General features: G+C 60.3%; 13 protein-coding genes. 9 read left to right on the forward strand and 4 right to left on the reverse strand.

The window, feature by feature from the left end:
• Nucleotides 1–115: 115 nt before the first annotated feature.
• Both hrpB and OKW98_RS05040 read left to right on the forward strand, forming a co-directional pair.
• Complete coding sequence (gene hrpB / locus OKW98_RS05035; RefSeq protein ID WP_265388201.1) at nt 116–2,647, forward strand: ATP-dependent helicase HrpB; 2,532 nt, start codon at nt 116–118, stop codon at nt 2,645–2,647.
• A gap of 592 nt (nt 2,648–3,239) precedes the next feature.
• A complete protein-coding gene (locus OKW98_RS05040) occupies nt 3,240–4,226 on the forward strand; it encodes a hypothetical protein (RefSeq protein ID WP_265388202.1) in 987 nt (328 codons plus the stop codon).
• 309 nt (nt 4,227–4,535) lie between these two features.
• Here OKW98_RS05040 and OKW98_RS05045 read toward each other — a convergent pair whose 3' ends face one another.
• Both OKW98_RS05045 and OKW98_RS05050 read right to left on the reverse strand, forming a co-directional pair.
• Complete coding sequence (locus OKW98_RS05045) at nt 4,536–5,630, reverse strand: endonuclease/exonuclease/phosphatase family protein (RefSeq protein ID WP_265388203.1); 1,095 nt, start codon at nt 5,628–5,630, stop codon at nt 4,536–4,538.
• Nucleotides 5,631–5,634: 4 nt separating this feature from the next.
• Nucleotides 5,635–6,288 carry a YciC family protein gene (locus OKW98_RS05050; RefSeq protein ID WP_265388204.1) on the reverse strand — a complete coding sequence of 218 codons (654 nt, stop codon included), beginning with the start codon at nt 6,286–6,288 and terminating at the stop codon, nt 5,635–5,637.
• 189 nt (nt 6,289–6,477) lie between these two features.
• Here OKW98_RS05050 and OKW98_RS05055 point away from each other — a divergent pair, with 189 nt between their 5' ends.
• The 3 genes from OKW98_RS05055 to OKW98_RS05065 all read left to right on the forward strand — a co-directional run bounded on the left by OKW98_RS05055 (nt 6,478) and on the right by OKW98_RS05065 (nt 8,980).
• Nucleotides 6,478–7,287 carry a DUF2076 domain-containing protein gene (locus tag OKW98_RS05055; RefSeq protein WP_265388205.1) on the forward strand — a complete coding sequence of 270 codons (810 nt, stop codon included), beginning with the start codon at nt 6,478–6,480 and terminating at the stop codon, nt 7,285–7,287.
• Nucleotides 7,288–7,577: 290 nt separating this feature from the next.
• Nucleotides 7,578–8,057 carry an NYN domain-containing protein gene (locus OKW98_RS05060; RefSeq protein WP_108121635.1) on the forward strand — a complete coding sequence of 160 codons (480 nt, stop codon included), beginning with the start codon at nt 7,578–7,580 and terminating at the stop codon, nt 8,055–8,057.
• A 308-nt stretch (nt 8,058–8,365) separates the two neighbouring features.
• Complete coding sequence (locus tag OKW98_RS05065; RefSeq protein WP_265388206.1) at nt 8,366–8,980, forward strand: PolC-type DNA polymerase III; 615 nt, start codon at nt 8,366–8,368, stop codon at nt 8,978–8,980.
• A 21-nt stretch (nt 8,981–9,001) separates the two neighbouring features.
• On the opposite strand, the gene OKW98_RS27320 is transcribed toward OKW98_RS05065, so the two are convergent.
• Nucleotides 9,002–11,350 carry a DUF4214 domain-containing protein gene (locus OKW98_RS27320; protein ID WP_322114167.1) on the reverse strand — a complete coding sequence of 783 codons (2,349 nt, stop codon included), beginning with the start codon at nt 11,348–11,350 and terminating at the stop codon, nt 9,002–9,004.
• Between the two features lie 492 nt (nt 11,351–11,842).
• Here OKW98_RS27320 and yedA point away from each other — a divergent pair, with 492 nt between their 5' ends.
• From yedA to OKW98_RS27425, 4 genes are all read left to right on the forward strand, one after another.
• Nucleotides 11,843–12,742 carry a drug/metabolite exporter YedA gene (gene yedA / locus OKW98_RS05080; protein WP_265388207.1) on the forward strand — a complete coding sequence of 300 codons (900 nt, stop codon included), beginning with the start codon at nt 11,843–11,845 and terminating at the stop codon, nt 12,740–12,742.
• Between the two features lie 60 nt (nt 12,743–12,802).
• On the forward strand, nt 12,803–14,140 hold the full coding sequence (locus tag OKW98_RS05085; protein ID WP_133776094.1) for a DEAD/DEAH box helicase: 1,338 nt from the start codon (nt 12,803–12,805) through the stop codon (nt 14,138–14,140).
• Between the two features lie 1,046 nt (nt 14,141–15,186).
• On the forward strand, nt 15,187–15,282 hold the full coding sequence (locus tag OKW98_RS27420) for a (2Fe-2S)-binding protein (RefSeq protein ID WP_416148045.1): 96 nt from the start codon (nt 15,187–15,189) through the stop codon (nt 15,280–15,282).
• A 128-nt stretch (nt 15,283–15,410) separates the two neighbouring features.
• The gene (locus OKW98_RS27425; protein WP_416148045.1) at nt 15,411–15,506 is read left to right on the forward strand and encodes a (2Fe-2S)-binding protein; all 96 of its coding nucleotides are present in this window, start codon (nt 15,411–15,413) and stop codon (nt 15,504–15,506) included.
• A 593-nt stretch (nt 15,507–16,099) separates the two neighbouring features.
• On the opposite strand, the gene OKW98_RS05090 is transcribed toward OKW98_RS27425, so the two are convergent.
• On the reverse strand, nt 16,100–17,221 hold the full coding sequence (locus tag OKW98_RS05090; protein WP_265388208.1) for a glycosyltransferase family 4 protein: 1,122 nt from the start codon (nt 17,219–17,221) through the stop codon (nt 16,100–16,102).
• Nucleotides 17,222–17,235 lie beyond the last annotated feature (14 nt).

The raw sequence follows: 17,235 nt of genomic DNA on the forward strand, positions 1-17,235 counted from the left end.
ACAAGGCAAATGCCTAATCAATAAGAGTATCCGTGGGGGAAGACAGTTCGTTGAAGGCATGAGCAAAAGCCGCATCGGCTCGCCGTATAATCGTCGCCCTGTTTCTGGAGGTCACATGAATTCTTTGCCCATCGATGCCGTTCTGCCCGCCTTGCGCCAGGCCCTTGCCGACCGGGACGAGGCCGTGCTCGAAGCACCGCCGGGCGCGGGCAAGACCACCCGTGTGCCGCTGGCGCTTTTGGGGGAGTCGTGGTTGGCCGGGCAGACGATCCTGATGCTGGAGCCCCGGCGTCTGGCTGCTCGTGCTGCTGCTGAAAGATTGGCGTCGGAGTTGGGCGAGGGCGTCGGCGAGACGGTGGGTTACCGGATTCGCCTGGATAGCAAGGTTGGCCCCAACACCCGCATCGAGGTGGTCACCGAAGGCATCCTCACCCGGCGCTTGCAGGACGACCCTTCGCTGGAAGGTGTCGGTCTCCTGATCTTCGACGAATTTCATGAACGGAGCCTCGACGCTGACCTCGCACTGGCCCTGAGCCTCAACGGTCGCGCGCTGTTTCGTGACGAGCAGCCGCTGAAGATCTTGCTGATGTCGGCGACGCTTGAAGGCGCGCGGCTGTCGAGCTTGCTCAACGATGCGCCGGTGATCAGCAGCGAAGGGCGCATGTTCCCGGTGTCGATGCAGTGGGGGCGGCCGTTTCAGCCGGGGGAGTTCATCGAGCCGCGGGTGGTGCAGACCGTGCTCGACGCGCTGGGCACCGAGTCCGGCAGCGTGCTGGTATTCCTGCCGGGGCAGGCCGAAATTCGTCGGGTCAATCAACAGCTGACCGAGGCCGTCGGCGATCGCAGCGACGTGCTGCTGTGCCCGTTGCATGGCGAGCTCGACCTGAGCGCCCAGCGTGCGGCGATCGAGCCAGCACCCAAGGGCAAACGCAAAGTCGTACTGGCCACCAACATTGCCGAGACCAGCCTGACCATCGATGGCGTGCGGGTGGTCATCGACGCGGGGCTGGCGCGGGTGCCGCGTTTCGATCCCGGCAGCGGCATGACCCGCCTCGACACGCAGCGCATCTCCCGGGCCAGCGCCACTCAACGGGCGGGTCGGGCAGGGCGGCTTGAGCCGGGCGTGTGTTATCGACTGTGGTCCGAAGCGCAGCACGACCAGTTGGCGGCCTACGGGGCAGCGGAAATCCTTCAGGCCGACCTTGCGGGCCTTGCATTGCAACTGGCGCGCTGGGGTGTGGAACCTGCGCAACTCACATGGCTGGACCTGCCGCCTGCCGCCGCTTATGCCCAGGCGCAAGACTTGCTGGCACGGCTCGGCGCGCTGACGCGCAAGCCGGGCGAAGACTGGACACTCACGACCCACGGCCAGTCGATGGCGGAGGTGCCCGCGCACCCGCGCATCGCCCATTTGCTGCTGCGCGGTCATGAACTGGGCCTGGGGCCGCTGGCGTGCGACGTCGCAGCGTTGCTCGGGGAACGCGACATTCTGCGCGGCGGCGGTGCCGATCTGCACAGCCGGCTGACGTTGCTGGCGGGCGCAGAACGCGCAGCGAAAGGCGCGCAGGGCGGCGTGCAGCGAGCGCGGCAATTGTCGCGGCAATATCGCGGGTATCTGAGGGGCGCAGCGCGGAAGTCGGTCGTCGATCCTGATCACCCGCGCTGGCTTGGCGCGCTGCTGGCGCTGGCCTATCCCGATCGCGTTGCACAACAACGCCGTGCCGGCGGCGCGGAGTATCGACTCGCCAACGGCCGCGCCGCCTTGTTCGCCGAGCCAGACGCATTGATGAAACAGCCGTGGCTGGTGGTGGCCGACCTGGGCAGCCGACAGGGCCAGCGCGAGGAGCGCATCTATCTGGCCGCCGAGTTCGAGCCCGACCTGTTCGACACAGTGCTCGCCGAACAGGTGACGCAGTTCGATCAGCTGGACTGGGACGAGCGCGAGGGCGTGTTCCGTGCGGAGCGTCAGCGTAAGGCCGGGGAGCTGATCATCAGCCGCGAGCCGCTCACCGGGCTGGACGATTCAGCAAGGGGGCAGGCGCTGCTGGCGCTGGTCCGGCGCAAGGGCTTGGAGCTGCTGCCTTGGACACCGGAACTGCGCCAGTGGCAGGCGCGCGTCGGTCTGCTGCGTCAGATGGATCTGCAAAAGCTCAGCGAAAGCGAGTGGCCGGATGTGAGCAACGATGGGTTGCTGGCGACGCTGGAACACTGGCTGCTGCCGTATCTGGGCAAGGTCACGCGACTGAGCCACTTCGGCAATCTGGACCTGTCATCGATCCTGCACAACCTGCTGCCATGGCCCTTGCCCCAGCGGCTGGACGAGTTGGCGCCGCACCACCTGACCGTGCCGTCGGGTTCATCGGTACGCCTGGATTACAGCGAGTCCCCACCCATTCTGGCGGTGCGCCTGCAGGAACTCTTCGGCCTGGCCGACACCCCGCGCATCGCCAACGGCCGGCAGATCGTCAAGCTGCACCTGCTTTCTCCCGCACGCCGCCCGGTGCAAGTCACCCAAGACCTCGCCAACTTCTGGCGCAGCACCTACGCCGAGGTGAAGAAGGATTTGAAGGGTCGGTACCCGAAGCACTATTGGCCGGACGATCCGTTGATTGCTGAACCGACTGCGCGTGTGAAGCCGAGGAAGTGATTCTGCCCCGCTGCTGCGTGAATTGATTATCACCAAGAGGTATTTTCTCCGGCGGCTGTTCACTCTCAGTCAGGAGCGAGCAGCGGGTCGCCCGCCCTTATCAATGTTTAATGCTTTAGCGTGTTAACAACAAAGCTCATCTTTATTAACGGATCAATAACTTATTGTTTTATTTCCTGACGCCGATGCAAAGGCTTTCGATGCTTCTCTATTAACGTTGTGAATGTGGTCAATGGCTCCAGGCAGAAAAATGGCGTCATGTTTCAGGTCGGTGGTCATGTTGTTTGTTTTAAAGGCGGTCGGACGAATGGGTGTTGATAGTTGGCGCCAATAAAAAGAGAACGTTTATTTCCCATGTCGACTGGCAAAGCGCGATAACCCGTATATAACTAACAAGGGCTCCAATCTGTTGGGGCTAATAAAAGGCAGCCTTCGCGCCCTTGGCCGCAGTGCCCGACGACCATTCGTTGCTGCAACGGCATACGTACCGCACATTCATCCCTGATATTGAATCTGATGCCGCAGCACAAATGTTTTCGGGCCACTCTCGATGATCAATGCCCACCGTTCTTTTAAAAAAGGATGATTTTCCATGCACGCACGTAAAGCACTTCTGTCCCTCGCAGTCCTGGCTGCACTGTCTGGATCCGCCATGGCAGACTCCAGCACCGTGAATACCACCCAGGACGGTACAAGTAACAGTCTGAATGCCGAGCAGCAAGGCGCGACCCAGTCGATGGTCAACATTAATCAGACGGGAACCCGGAACGGCGCAGGCGCTCTTCAGAGTGCGACTTACAGCACTCTGAGAATCAAGCAGGATGGTTTCTCCAACTTCACGTCGGCCAAGCAGGCCGGAAACAACAATACGGCAACCGTGACGCAAAAGGGCGGCGGTAGTTCGCTGCCTCAAGTCGCGGAGCTAGACCAGTCCGGCAGCTACAGTACCGCCACTATCGCCCAGGATAATAATAACCGCACAAGCGCCAGCATTACTCAAGGCGGAGGGAGCTATAACGCAGCGAGTCTTTACCAGGCAAGTAACAGCACCATCGTCGGGGGCGGCATTACCCAGTCGGGCAGCTATAACGTTGGCAACCTTACACAACAAAACAACAACAACACGGTGACCGGCTCTGTTACACAGTCGGGCAACGGCAACACCGGTACGGTTTCGCAGCAGCACAACTCGAATCGGGTGTCGGCCATTCTGCAGCAGAACGGCAACAGCAACACCGGCTCCATTCAGCAAACCAACACTCAAGTGAGCTCCGCCAGCATGCTGCAGAGCGGTGACTTCAACACCGCCACCCTGTATCAGACCGGCTACGGGATGAAAGGTGAATTCCAACAGCGCGGTAACAACAACTTTTCGTCCAGCACCCAGACCGGCGCCTTTAACGAAGAAACCCTGCTACAGACCGGCAACAACAACCGCGCTGTGGTCAGCCAGACCGGCGTCGGCGGCGGTTTGTTAGGCAGCACTAACCTGGTTGGTGTCACTCAGGCCGGTAACAACATGGTCGCCAACGTCAGCCAGACGGGCGGCGGCAACGTGGCCACGATCTACCAGCATTAAGATGCCTTACCCCGCCGATGTACCGGCGGGGTTCTTTGGCGCAATGGAAGTCTATTGATGTATCTGCCGTATTCCCGGTCGCCCATTGTGTAACCTGCCGACGATCTGCGCTCGGGAGCAACCGACCTCCGCATCGGGACATCATTCAGAACCCGCGCGACCATCAACCGAATGGCTGCCGCTTCGCGCCAGATCGCGGGACAAGCCACGCTCCTACCGATACCGCACTCCGCACTCCGCATTCCGCAGCATCCATGCCCTTAGCGGGTATAGCGTCTGGGAGATTTGCCAGCACTACTGACGCGCGACTCACTTACCCTGCACCGGCACCGAAAACCGCGCTATCACCGGCATGTGATCAGAAATCAACAACGTGTCCGCCTGCCTCACCCTCGCTTCGATCCGCTGCAGCTTTGGGCTGTAGAACAGAAAATCCTGCGTCCGGTCCGGACCGCTGATGCTCGGGTCATTGGGGAAACGGGTGTACCACTTTCGACGATCCTCACCGGTCACGTCTTCATTGCTCGGGATCATCGGGAAGCTTTCCCACAAGCCCCGAAGCTCGCTCTGCGCCGAATACGGCGCGCGCTGTCCAGCGGGCAGCCGCTGATATTGCCCCTGCGGCAGCAGATTGAAATCGCCGCCACTTATCCACAGCGTGCCGTTCTGTTCGAAGGTTTGTTGCAATTGACGAACCGCCGTCACTTGCCGCTGTTGCACGTCGCTGCCCGACTCAGCGTCGCTTAGATGCGTATTCGTCACTGCCAGGCGCCCGCCATCTTTTAGCGGCAGATAGCTGACGAGCAGCGCCGGCTGAGGTTGAAACAGGCGGCTGATGAAATGGCCGGACGGCGAGGGCAGGTGCAGGCGTTCGGCGCTGTCCATTTGGTAGCGGCTGAGTGTCGCCAGTTTGCGGCCGACGCTGCCGAAGATGTGGCGATCCGGCACGAAGTCGGACTTCCAGTAAAACGCCTCGCTGCTGCAGGGGTACAGATCGGCGACGCGCGCCTGGAGCAGCGCGAGTTGATTGCCGTAGTCGGTGTTCTTCGCGCCGTCGTCGACTTCCTGTAGCAAGACGATGTCTGGCTGCTCGTCGCGAATGACCCGCGCCACTTCATCAAGGTTGTACGCCAGGTCTTCCGGGGTCGGGCGCTCGTCAGGGCCGCTGCCGTCGGGCAGGTCGTACCAGAAGACATAGCGTTTGCCGGCCAGGTACTGAATGTTCCAGGTCATCACTTTGAGCGTCTGACCCGGCGCCAATACCGGTGGCTTTGCGTCCATCGCATTGCAGGACACGGCCGCATTCTCGTGTCGGGCGGGGTGCCAGGTCATGTCATAAAGCAGTATCACGAACAGCCCGGCACCTACCGCGAGGTAAAGCAGATACCGCGTCGGACGTGTCATCTTCTTAGACCGACCGCGCGGGTGGGTCGATGAGCATGAACAACCGGAACATCGTCACGCTGATAAGCAGCTGCAAGAAGCTGGATACACTGTCCACGGCGATCGACAGCATTGGGCTTTGCTGGTCTGGCAGCACGTAATAACTCAGCGCCTCAAGCAGCGAGAGCGGGATATAAACGCACACCACGCAGACGAATATCCGCACCACATGGCCCTGGGTCATTCTGAAGCTTTCGCGCATCGCCTCCAGCGGCCCCATCCCGCGCAACACCAGCAAGTATTCCGACAGCTGCAGTTTGATCATCACCCACACGCCCGGCAGGATGAACAGCGACATGCCGGCCATGATCAGCAGCATGCTCAGCGCCGTCAGCACCGCAAAGGTAGGCCACATACGCAACGCGACGGTCCACAGGTTGGATTTGACCGGTTCTTCGCCCCGGGTTTTGGCGTCCATAAAAAGGATCAGCGCGCCGGTGTACAGCGGGTAGAAAAGCAGACTGATCAACAGTTGCGAGACCCCGGTGCCTTGCCCGAGGCCGATGAGCTGTTTGGTCAGGGCCTCCAGCACCACCAGCGGCAGGCAAAGCGTCAGAATGCTGCCGAAGTTGCGTCGGAAGAAGTAAAACGAGTCTTGCAGAAGGGTCAGCGGATTCATGAACGGATCACAGGTATAAGCAGGCCGACACTGTAACGTAGCGCCGCAGAACCGGCCAACCGGCGGCGGCAGAACGGCCTTCTTAACTTTTTTTACATCCTATTGAAACGCCCTTGAACAGCCCCATTACTGGATATGTCCGAGCAATGGCTCAGAACAGAATTCCTACGGCAATCTAACGAGGTCGCCATGAACAGCGAAGAACAAACCCTGATCGACGGCTTGTTTGGCAAACTCAAGCAGGCAGAAACCGAATCGGCCCCCCGTGATGCGCAGGCCGAAGCGCTGATCAAGGAGCACCTGACTCGCCAGCCTGCTGCGCCTTACTACATGGCGCAGTCGATCCTGGTGCAGGAAGTCGCGATCAAGCAGCTGGAGGCCCAGAGCCGTCAGCGCGACGAACAGATTCAGCAGCTCCAGGCTGAACTGGAGCGGGGCAAATCAGCGGCGCCTGCCCCGTCCGGCAGCGGCGGCGGGTTTCTGTCGAGCATCTTCGGCGGCGGTTCGCGCGAGCCACAGGCTCAGCAGCCGGCTTCGTCGTTCTCCCGTCCTTCCAATCCGCAGCCTTCCTCGGGCGGCTGGCGTGAAAGTGGTCCTGCGAGCGCACCGCAGCAAAACTATGCTCAGCCACAGCAGAACTATGCCCAACCGCAACAGGCACCGGCGGCACCCGTCGGCAGTGGCTTCCTCGGCGGCGCGCTGAAAACCGCAGCGGGTGTGGCCGGCGGCGTGATGCTGGCGGAAGGCATCAGCAGCCTGTTTCACCAAAACAGCCAGCCGCAGGAAGTCGTCGAGATCATCAAGGAGGAGCCGGCCCAGCCTGCCGCCGAACATGATCAGGGCGGCAACGGCGGTTGGGGTGATGACCAGCAGCGCGTCACTGGTAATGACAGTACCGGCAATGACAACTGGGGCAGTGATTCGAATGGCTTTGCCGACACCGATTACGGCAGCGACACCGGTGGCGGCATGTTTGACGATGACGATTCGTTCGTCTGATATCGCAAGTACAAGCCTCATACCTGTAGGAGCGCGCTTGCCCGCGAAGACGTCGGTACACACGATACATCTCTATCGTCTGAACTATTTTTCGCGGGCAAGGTGGAGCGCCACCCCGGTCGCTCCTACACCGTTGTGTGATGGGTCGCGACTGCGGTGTGTCAGGAATACAGACCGCGTCCCGCAATCGCCTTCCAACCCAATCCTTCAATCCCCTCCCCAAACTGGCATACTGAGCGCCGGTCCGGTTTTCGGGCCCTTGTCGCTTGTCAGCGCATCGAGGAATTTGGGTGAGAAGAATCGCGGTCTTCGCCGACGTACAGAACCTGTATTACACAGTACGTCAGGCTCACGGTTGTCACTTCAATTACGCCGCCCTGTGGGCTGACATCAGCCAGCGCGGGCAGATCGTCGAGGCGTATGCGTATGCCATCGACCGTGGCGACAGCAAGCAGCAGCAATTCCAGCAGATCCTGCGCAACCTCGGTTTTACCGTCAAACTCAAACCCTACATCCAGCGCAGTGACGGCTCGGCCAAAGGCGACTGGGACGTGGGCATCACCATCGACATCATGGACGTTGCGCCGAATGTCGATGAAGTCGTGCTGGCGTCCGGCGATGGCGATTTTGACCTGTTGCTGGAGCGCATCATCAGCAAGCACGGCGTCGAAGCGATTGCCTACGGCGTGCCGGGGTTGACCGCCAACTCGTTGATCCGCGCGGCGAGTCGTTATGTGCCGATCGAGGGCGGGTTGCTGCTCAAGACTTGATGCAACGCAGGCAAACGAACGCCGCCAATTCGTTGATCCGCGCGGCCGTATATTCCGATTGTGGGCAGGCCGCTGCTCAGAGCGTGACGTAGCGCAGGCTGACAAGCGCCGCAAATCTGTAGGAGCCGGCTTGCTGGCGAACCCGGCCCGTTCAGGTAAACATGCGCCAACTGAGCCACCGCGTTCGCCACCGTCGTTAGCTCCGACAGCTCCTACAGAGGCGCGACACGCAAGCGATGTCCGACGCGATATCAGCCAGGCGCTCCCGAGCAAAACGCAAAAACCAGCTATTTCTGAAGGTCTCTCCCATGCAAGAACGCATCGCCGTCATCGACTTCGAAACCACCGGCATTTCCCCCGGCAGCCACTGCCGCGCCACCGAAATCGCCGTGGTGATCGTGGAGCAGGGCGTTATCGTTGAGCGTTATCAAAGCCTTATGAACGCCGGCGTGCGCATCCCGTTTTTCACCGAGTCCCTGACTGGTATCAGCAACAGCATGCTGCGCACGGCGCCGTCCGCTGAGCACGTCATGAACGAAGTCGCCGAGTTTGTTGGCCTGACGCCGCTGGTGGCGCACAACGCCTCGTTTGACCAGAAGTTCTGGGACTTCGAGCTGTCGCGCATCAAGCGCAATCGCGTGCAGAGCTTTGCCTGCTCCATGCTGCTGGCGCGACGTCTCCTGCCCCATGCGCCGAACCACAAGCTCGGCACGCTCACCAGTTGGGCTGGCTTGCCCCACACCGGCAAGGCTCACCGGGCCATGGCCGACGCGGAAATGGCCGCCAACCTCACGCTGCACCTGGGCCACCAGCTGCGCGACACCCATGGGCTCGACGGCGTTTCCCACCAGTTGCTGTGCACCCTGCAAAAAGTCCCGGCGAAGAAGATTGCGGATGCGATCAGCAAGCATCGGGGGCTCTAGCCAGTCTTTGGCGCAGGTGCCTCAAACCCAATCAGCATGCCCTACGAGGTGAATGAAGCCGGCATCGCCTTGAGTCAGTGCAGCAGACTCCGCGGAGTTGGCGATACTGAAGGCGACCTGCCCACGGCTTGTGCCGCCTTCCAGCGAGTGGACCCAAGAGGCAAGGCCGTCAGCGTCGCTGCCTCGGTCCAGGACATTGCGATACAGCTGTTCGACAAAGGCTGTATTGCTGCTGCCATCGGGCAGGCGTTGGGTAAATTCGGCAGATTGCACAAAACCAGCCGCCATCTGGGCACCGGTTGCGCCTGCGGCGCCCTGAGCCAGCCAGAACTTCAGGCCTTCGATATCGGCAGCACGATCCAGAATGGTAAAGAGACGACCAGTGTTTGCCTGCGCCGCGTCGAGAACGAACACTTCGTGATCTACGAAATCGAGCACATTGAAGCCACTCAGTTCAAATTTTGCCGCAGCTCCCGTGGAACGACTGACTGATAGCGTGTCGGTATCGAGCGCGCTGATCGTGTAGGCGGATGCAACGTCGTTGAAAATAAAGGTGTCGATACCGGCGTTGCCGGCCAGATGCGAAACCGCGTTGGTGTCAAGCCTGACTTCTTGCTCACTGATCTCATCGTCGCCAGCCGTGCCGGCTGCCACGCCTTTGCCCACCACCATATCCAGATTGTTCCAGGCGTTATGAGCCACGATCCTGATGAACCCCGTCTCGCCTTCAGAAAGGTTATGGCTCTCGCGCGAATTCAGGAAGCCATCAGCGACCGTTGTTCGACTCCCACCCGCCTGCAGCAGCATGCTCCAGGACGACACACCAGATTCTTCGCCTGTGCGATGCAAAATGGTCCGATAGAGGGCAAGGACAAAGTCCCGATCACCAAGCCCGCCATAGTGCTGCGTCGCTTCAGCGGAATTCAGAAAGCCATCCCGAATCTCTGCATCCGAACTGCCCATCGCCTGCTGCGTCAGCCAGCCATTCAAGCCCTGATAATCGGGCGTCCGACCGAACAGGGAGTAGAGCCTGGCAATGTCAGCCTGATCCTCGGTGAGCGCGATATGATGAAGGTCCGTGCCAAAACTCAACGAAACCGTGGCGTTACTCTCGGCGTTGAAGGCGCCATACCGGCTGTGAAAAGCCATGAGCAGTTCGTCAAGATTGGCATTGCGGTCGCTGAAAGCCAGCTTTTCGACGCTTGAAAGTCTGTCCACATCGGACGTTTGCGCATCATGAACGCTGAGGCTGGCACCACTCACAAGCGCGGCATCGTAGTTTGCAAAGTAGCGGGCACCTGCTTCGGCATACGAGGCGGTATCGATGCCGTTGCCACCATTGAGCATGTCCGAGCCCGCCCCACCCATCAGCCGATCGTTGCCATCGCCGCCTGACAACTGGTCATTGCCCGCGTTTCCGTTGAGGAAGTTGTCACTGGCATTGCCGATCAGCGTATCCGCGCCTGCACCCGTTATGGCGTTCTCGATAACCGTACCGCGCGCGATGGCGATATTCGATAGACCGCCGTATACGCTGGAAAAAGCTTCACTTCTCAGATCGACCGTTTGAGCGCCGGCATAGGTGCTGACGTTGATCGTGTCGTTGCCGCCCGAATCATAGATCGTCCCCACCAGGCCGGGGGGGAAGTCGGTTACGGTGTTGATGTTGAAACCGTAGGTATTGTCACCCGTGCGGGTGACGGCGGTGCCGTACAGTGACTGGATGGCTACGATGTCCGCCAGCATGGGAGTAGCGACATAGCCGAAAGAGGCATTGGAATAGGTATTCTGGTCCTGACTGAAGTAGGACATCACTGAATATTTCCAGCTGTCCTCTTGATAGAAGGCATTGTTGGGGAAGGTCGCGCTGCCGTTGTAATTGCCCGCATGGCCCAACCCCAGCGCGTGGCCGATTTCATGAATGTAGGTTTGCTGGTAATACAAACCGTAATTCACCCAATCCGAAGCGATGTTGACGCTGCTGGCCGAGATGATGCTGCCTGCATAATTGGAGCTGCTGTATGCACCGCTGTTGTTTTCGCTGAAATTGATTGCAGCGGCAGCGGTGGTTTCCACGAAGTTGATGCCACTGACATCGGTCCAGGTTTGCAGCGCATATCTGGCAACAACTTGAGCGTTTGCGCTCAAGCTGGCCAGGTTGACGGTGAGGGACCCACCGGCGTGCACGTCAAAGTGGTGCTGGGAACCGCCATAGGCGTCGTGCCAATAGCCATCAGTCAGGTAGTTGGCTTGCTGATCAAGCGTCAGGTGCCCAAGCGTCGCTTGGCTGGTGGCTGTCTGTTGGCTCACACCTTGGCTGGTCGCTCCGTCCGTCCAGAGTAGGGCGAGCGCATCGCACATCGAACACATGTAGAAACTCCGGGGCAAGGCAGGCCTGGCCAGGTCAATGACGCAATAATCGGGTATGGATCGGTGACAAGTTCAATCCGCTGAGCCAGGTTTGAAAGCTGGCTACATGACCTTCACGCGCGTTTGACCCGCCTTGGTCTTAACGATGGTGTGGCTCTTCGAGAAGGTACGGCAGGGCATGGTCGAAGATGCTCAATGCCCATTCCTGATGAAGTTGTCGGCATGCTTTCTGGCGACTGAAGGCGGTTTTTTCCAAGGCCGACGAAATACCGCTGGAAGAGGCTGGAGTAAGCGCTCTGGCTGGGGAGAAGATGATTTGGAGAGTTTTGCGTACTTTCTTTCCCGATCATCTCGCCGCGCCCACGTCAGCGGCTGCAAAACACCTTGCCGGCAAAAGTGTATGGGTCGAATAAACCTCCGTTGTAGCTGACATGGGCGGCTCGGACATTTCTAGAATCAGTCCCACAATAAACGACTGTACTAGAGCCTTTCATGCCTGCCGCCCGCCGTTTTCCCCTGCTGCTCATCGGAGCCTTTTTCGCGCTTTATGTGATCTGGGGCTCAACCTATCTCGCCATCCGCATCGGCATCGAAACCTGGCCTCCGCTGATGATGGCCGGGGTGCGCTTCACTATTGCCGGCTCCATTCTGTTTGCCTTCATGCGCTTTCGTGGCGCGCCGATGCCGACCTGGAAACAGTGGAAATCCGCAGGGATGATCGGCTTTCTGTTGCTTGCCTGCGGCAATGGCGGCGTGACCCTTGCGGAACACGCAGGCGTTGCTTCCGGTGTCGCGGCACTGGCCGTCGCTGTGGTGCCGTTGTTCACGTTGTTGTTCGGCCTGATCTGGGGCCATCGCAATACCGGGCTGGAATGGGCCGGCATTTTGCTCGGCCTTGTCGGCATCTCTTTGCTCAACCTGGGCTCGAACCTGCAAGCCAGTCCCATGGGCGCCGCGCTGGTGATCTTCGCCGCCGCGACCTGGGCGTTCGGTTCGGTGTGGAGCCGCTACCTGCCATTGCCCGCCGGACCCATGGCCAGCGCCTGCGAAATGCTGGTGGCCGGCGCGGTGCTGTTGCTTGGCAGCTTCATCAGCGGCGAACGCATGACCCAATCCCCCGGCGTGTCCGGCTGGCTGGTGATGGCGTATCTGGTGGTGTTCGGCTCCATCGTCGCGTTCAGCTCCTACATGTACCTGCTGAAGAACGTGCGGCCCGCCGCCGCGACCAGCTATTGCTACGTCAACCCGGCGGTCGCGGTGTTGCTGGGCGTGTGGTTCGCCGGGGAACACATCGGCTGGGCGGAAGGTGCGGCGATGGCGGTGATCATCAGCGCCGTCGTGCTCATCGGCCTGCCGCAGTGGCGCAAGCAGAAACCGTTGCAGAAAGGGTAAACTGCGCGCCATTGTCTTCTACAGACTCTTGTGCGCTGACCTTTTTCCAACGGTACTGAAATGACATTCGCCTCCCTCGGCCTGATCGAACCCCTGCTGCGTGCCCTCGAAACACTGGGCTACCAGACTCCCACCCCCGTTCAGGCCCAGGCGATTCCGCCCGTGCTCGAAGGCCGCGACCTCATGGCCGCCGCCCAGACCGGCACTGGCAAAACCGCAGGTTTCGCGCTGCCATTGCTGCAACGCCTGACCATGGAAGGCCCGAAGGTCGCTGCCAACTCCGTGCGCGCGCTGGTGCTGGTGCCGACCCGCGAACTGGCCGAGCAGGTTCACGAAGCCATCGCGCAATACGCCGAACACCTGCCGCTGACCACGTACGCAGCCTACGGCGGCGTCAGCATCAACCCGCAAATGATGAAGCTGCGCCGAGGCGTTGACGTGCTGGTCGCCACCCCCGGCCGCCTGCTCGACCTGTATCGCCAGAACGCCGTGAAGTTCTCCCAGCTGCAGACCCTGATCCTCGACGAAGCCGATCGCATGCTCGACCTCGGCTTCTCCGAAGAGCTGCGCGACATCTACGCCGCACTGCCAAAGCGCCGCCAGACGCTGCTGTTCTCGGCAACCTTCTCCGATGCGATTCGCGCGCTGGCCGGGCAGATGCTCGACAACCCGCTGACCATCGAAGTCAGCCCGCGCAATGTGGCGGCATCATCGGTCAAGCAGTGGATCGTCACCGTCGACAAGAAGCGCAAGAGCGAGCTGTTCATTCATCTGTTCAAGAAGCATCGCTGGGGTCAGGTGCTGGTCTTCGCGAAAACCCGCGTCGGCGTCGACCAGTTGGTGGAGCGCCTCCAAGGCCTGAGCCTCAACGCAGACGGCATTCACGGCGACAAACCCCAAGCCACTCGCCAGCGCGCGCTGGATCGCTTCAAGAGCGGTGACGTGCAGATCCTCGTCGCCACCGACGTTGCGGCTCGCGGTCTGGACATCGACGACTTGCCGACCGTGGTCAACCTCGACCTGCCGATCGTTGCCGAAGACTACATCCACCGTATTGGTCGCACCGGTCGCGCGGGCCAGACCGGTGAAGCGATCTCCCTGGTGTGCGCTGACGAAGTCGACCTGCTCAGCGCCATCGAAATGCTTACCCGCCAGACTCTGCAGCGCCGCGAAGAACCGGATTTCATTCCAGAACACCGCGTACCTGCCACCGACGCGACCGGGCAGGTTCTGAAAAAGCCGAAAAAGCCGAAGAAACCGAAAAGCGGCGGCGGAGGCGGCAAACGCAATCTGGGCAAGTGGGTGGAGAGCGGGGAAGCGGCGGCAGACGTGCCAGCGGTCAAGCCAGTGCGCAAAGTGCCGGTGTTCAACACAGGACCGCGCAAGCGCAAGCCATAAGAAGAATGGCGGCACAGCCCGGGCAAGATCCATTGCCCGGACTTCAGAGCGATCAATGTGGGACCGGCTTCAGCCGGGAAGAGGCCAGTGTGAGCACCATCACTTTTGCAGTTTGACGCCTTCCCGGCTAAAGCCAGTCCCACTGGATGAATGCGTGCTGTCAGTAGGACCGGCTTCAGCCGGGAAGAGGCCAGTGTGCGCACCATCAGATTTGCGACGTGACGCCCGACGCCTTCCCGGCTAAAGCCAGTAGCACTGGATGAATGCGTGCTGTCAGTAGGACCGGCTTCAGCCGGGAAGAGGCCAGTGTGAGGCATCACTTTTGCAGTGTGACGCCCGACGCCTTCCCGGCTAAAGCCAGTCCCACTGGATGAATGCGTGCTGTCAGTAGGACCGGCTTCAGCCGGGAAGAGGCCAGTGTGAGGCATCACTTTTGCAGTGTGACGCCCGACGCCTTCCCGGCTAAAGCCAGTCCCACTGGATGAATGCGTGCTGTCAGCAGGACCTGCTTCAGCCGGGAAGAGGCCAGTGTGAGCACAATCACTTTTGCAGTGTGACGCCCGACGCCTTCCCGGCTAAAGCCAGTCCCACTGGATGAATGCGTGCTGTCAGTAGGACCGGCTTCAGCCGGGAAGAGGCCAGTGTGCGCACCATCAGATTTGCGACGTGACGCCCGACGCCTTCCCGGCTAAAGCCAGTCCCACTGGATGAATACGTGCTGTCAGTGGGACCGGCTTCAGCCGGGAAGAGGGCCGTTTGTACGCCATCAATATGCCGACGTGACGCCTGACGCCTTCCCGGCTAAAGCCAGGCCCACTGGATGAATGCGTGCTGTGAGTGGGACCGGCTTCAGCCGGGAAGAGGGCCGTTTGTACGCCATCAATATGCAGACGTGGCGCCCGACGCCTTCCCGGCTAAAGCCAGTCCCACTGGATGAATGCGTGCTGTCAGTAGGACCGGCTTCAGCCGGGAAGAGGCCAGTGTGAGCACCATCACTTTTGCAGTGTGACGCCTGACGCCTTCCCGGCTAAAGCCAGTCCCACTGGATGAACTCGTGCTGTCAGTGGGACCGGCTTCAGCCGGGAAGAGGCCAGTGTGAGGCATCACTTTTGCAGTGTGACGCCCGACGCCTTCCCGGCTAAAGCCAGTTCCACTGGATGAATGCGTGCTGTCAGTGGGACCGGCTTCAGCCGGGAAGAGGCCAGTGTGAGCACAATCAATTTTGCGGTGTGACGCCCGACGCTTTTCCGGCTAAAGCCAGTCCCACTGGATGAACTCGTGCTGTCAGTGGGACCGGCTTCAGCCGGGAAGAGGCCAGTGTGAGGCATCACTTTTGCAGTGTGACGCCCGACGCCTTCCCGGCTAAAGCCAGTCCCACTGGATGAATACGTGCTGTCAGTGGGACCGGCTTCAGCCGGGAAGAGGCCAGTGTGAGCACCATCACTTTTGCAGTTTGACGCCTTCCCGGCTAAAGCCAGTCCCACTGGATGAATGCGTGCTGTCAGTAGGACCGGCTTCAGCCGGGAAGAGGCCAGTGTGCGCACCATCAGATTTGCGACGTGACGCCCGACGCCTTCCCGGCTAAAGCCAGTAGCACTGGATGAATGCGTGCTGTCAGTAGGACCGGCTTCAGCCGGGAAGAGGCCAGTGTGAGGCATCACTTTTGCAGTGTGACGCCCGACGCCTTCCCGGCTAAAGCCAGTCCCACTGGATGAATGCGTGCTGTCAGCAGGACCTGCTTCAGCCGGGAAGAGGCCAGTGTGAGCACAATCACTTTTGCAGTGTGACGCCCGACGCCTTCCCGGCTAAAGCCAGTCCCACTGGATGAATGCGTGCTGTCAGTAGGACCGGCTTCAGCCGGGAAGAGGGCCGTTTGTACGCCATCAATATGCCGACGTGACGCCCGACGCCTTCCCGGCTCAAGCCGGTCCCGCTGGGACACCCAGTTCACCCAGTCACTTAACGCCTGCGCAGCACATCCTGATAAAGATCCGCATACCCCTGCACCATCTTCTGCGCCGTAAACATCGACTCAAACCGCTGCACCGCCTTCAACCCCATCTGCTTCGCCCGCTCTCTGTCATTCCACAGCGTGTTCATCGCTACAGCTAACGCATCTGAATCCCGTGGCGGGACAACAAGCCCCGTTTCGTCCGCGATGTTGATGAACGTGGTGCCAGTCCCCATCTCGCAGGAGATCATCGGCTTGCCGTACATCGCCGCTTCCAGCAACGAGATGCCGAAAGACTCCGAACGCTGGTGCGACGGGAACACAAACGCCTCACAAAGCATCAGCAGCGCATTCTTGTCCTCATCCGGCAGGCTGCCCACAAACACGACATTGCTAAGCCCGAGCGCCTTGGCCTTCGCCTTGAGCTCCAGCTCCTGATGCCCGCCGCCCATGATCACCACCGGCAGGCGATTCTTGTGCGCGGCTTCAAGCAGGAAATCCAGACCCTTGTAGTAGCGCAGCGCACCCACGAACAGAAAGAAGCGCTCGCCCAATTGCTGTTTCCAGTGCTCGAGTTTCGCCTGAGACGGGGCAGGGTAGGTGGCCCGATCAAGTCCAAACGGAATGATCTCAACTTTATCCCTGAACCGGGTCAGCACCTCACTGCTGGCGGCATAGTTAGGCGAAGACACGACAATCCGGTCGACGCTGCCCAGAAACCGGTTCATCAGCGGCGCATACAGCTTGACCAGCGTTTTCTGCTTGATGATGTCCGAGTGGTAACTCACCACCGTCGGCTTTTTGATCTGCGCGGCGAAGTGCGCGATGTCCATGTACGGCCACGGGAAGTGGTAGTGCACGATGTCAGCGTCGCGCGCGAGCTCCTTGAAGTCCCGAATGCCCGACAGCGAAAAGCCTGTAGAAGCGACGTATAGATCCTGTTTGGAGCGGTGCGCGATGTGATTGCCGACCGTCTCGTTACGCGCCGCGCCTTGTTTGCTCAGCGACAGCACCTGGGATTCAATCCCGTGGGCCTGGCAACCCTGTGCCAGCTGGAAGATGACTTGCTCGACGCCACCGCCCTTGCTTTCCGGGAAGTAGGTCTTGAAGAAGTGCAAAACTTTGGTCATCAGGATTCTCTGAC

The sequence above is a fragment of the Pseudomonas sp. KU26590 genome (assembly GCF_026153515.1).
In the GTDB taxonomy this organism is placed as follows: domain Bacteria; phylum Pseudomonadota; class Gammaproteobacteria; order Pseudomonadales; family Pseudomonadaceae; genus Aquipseudomonas.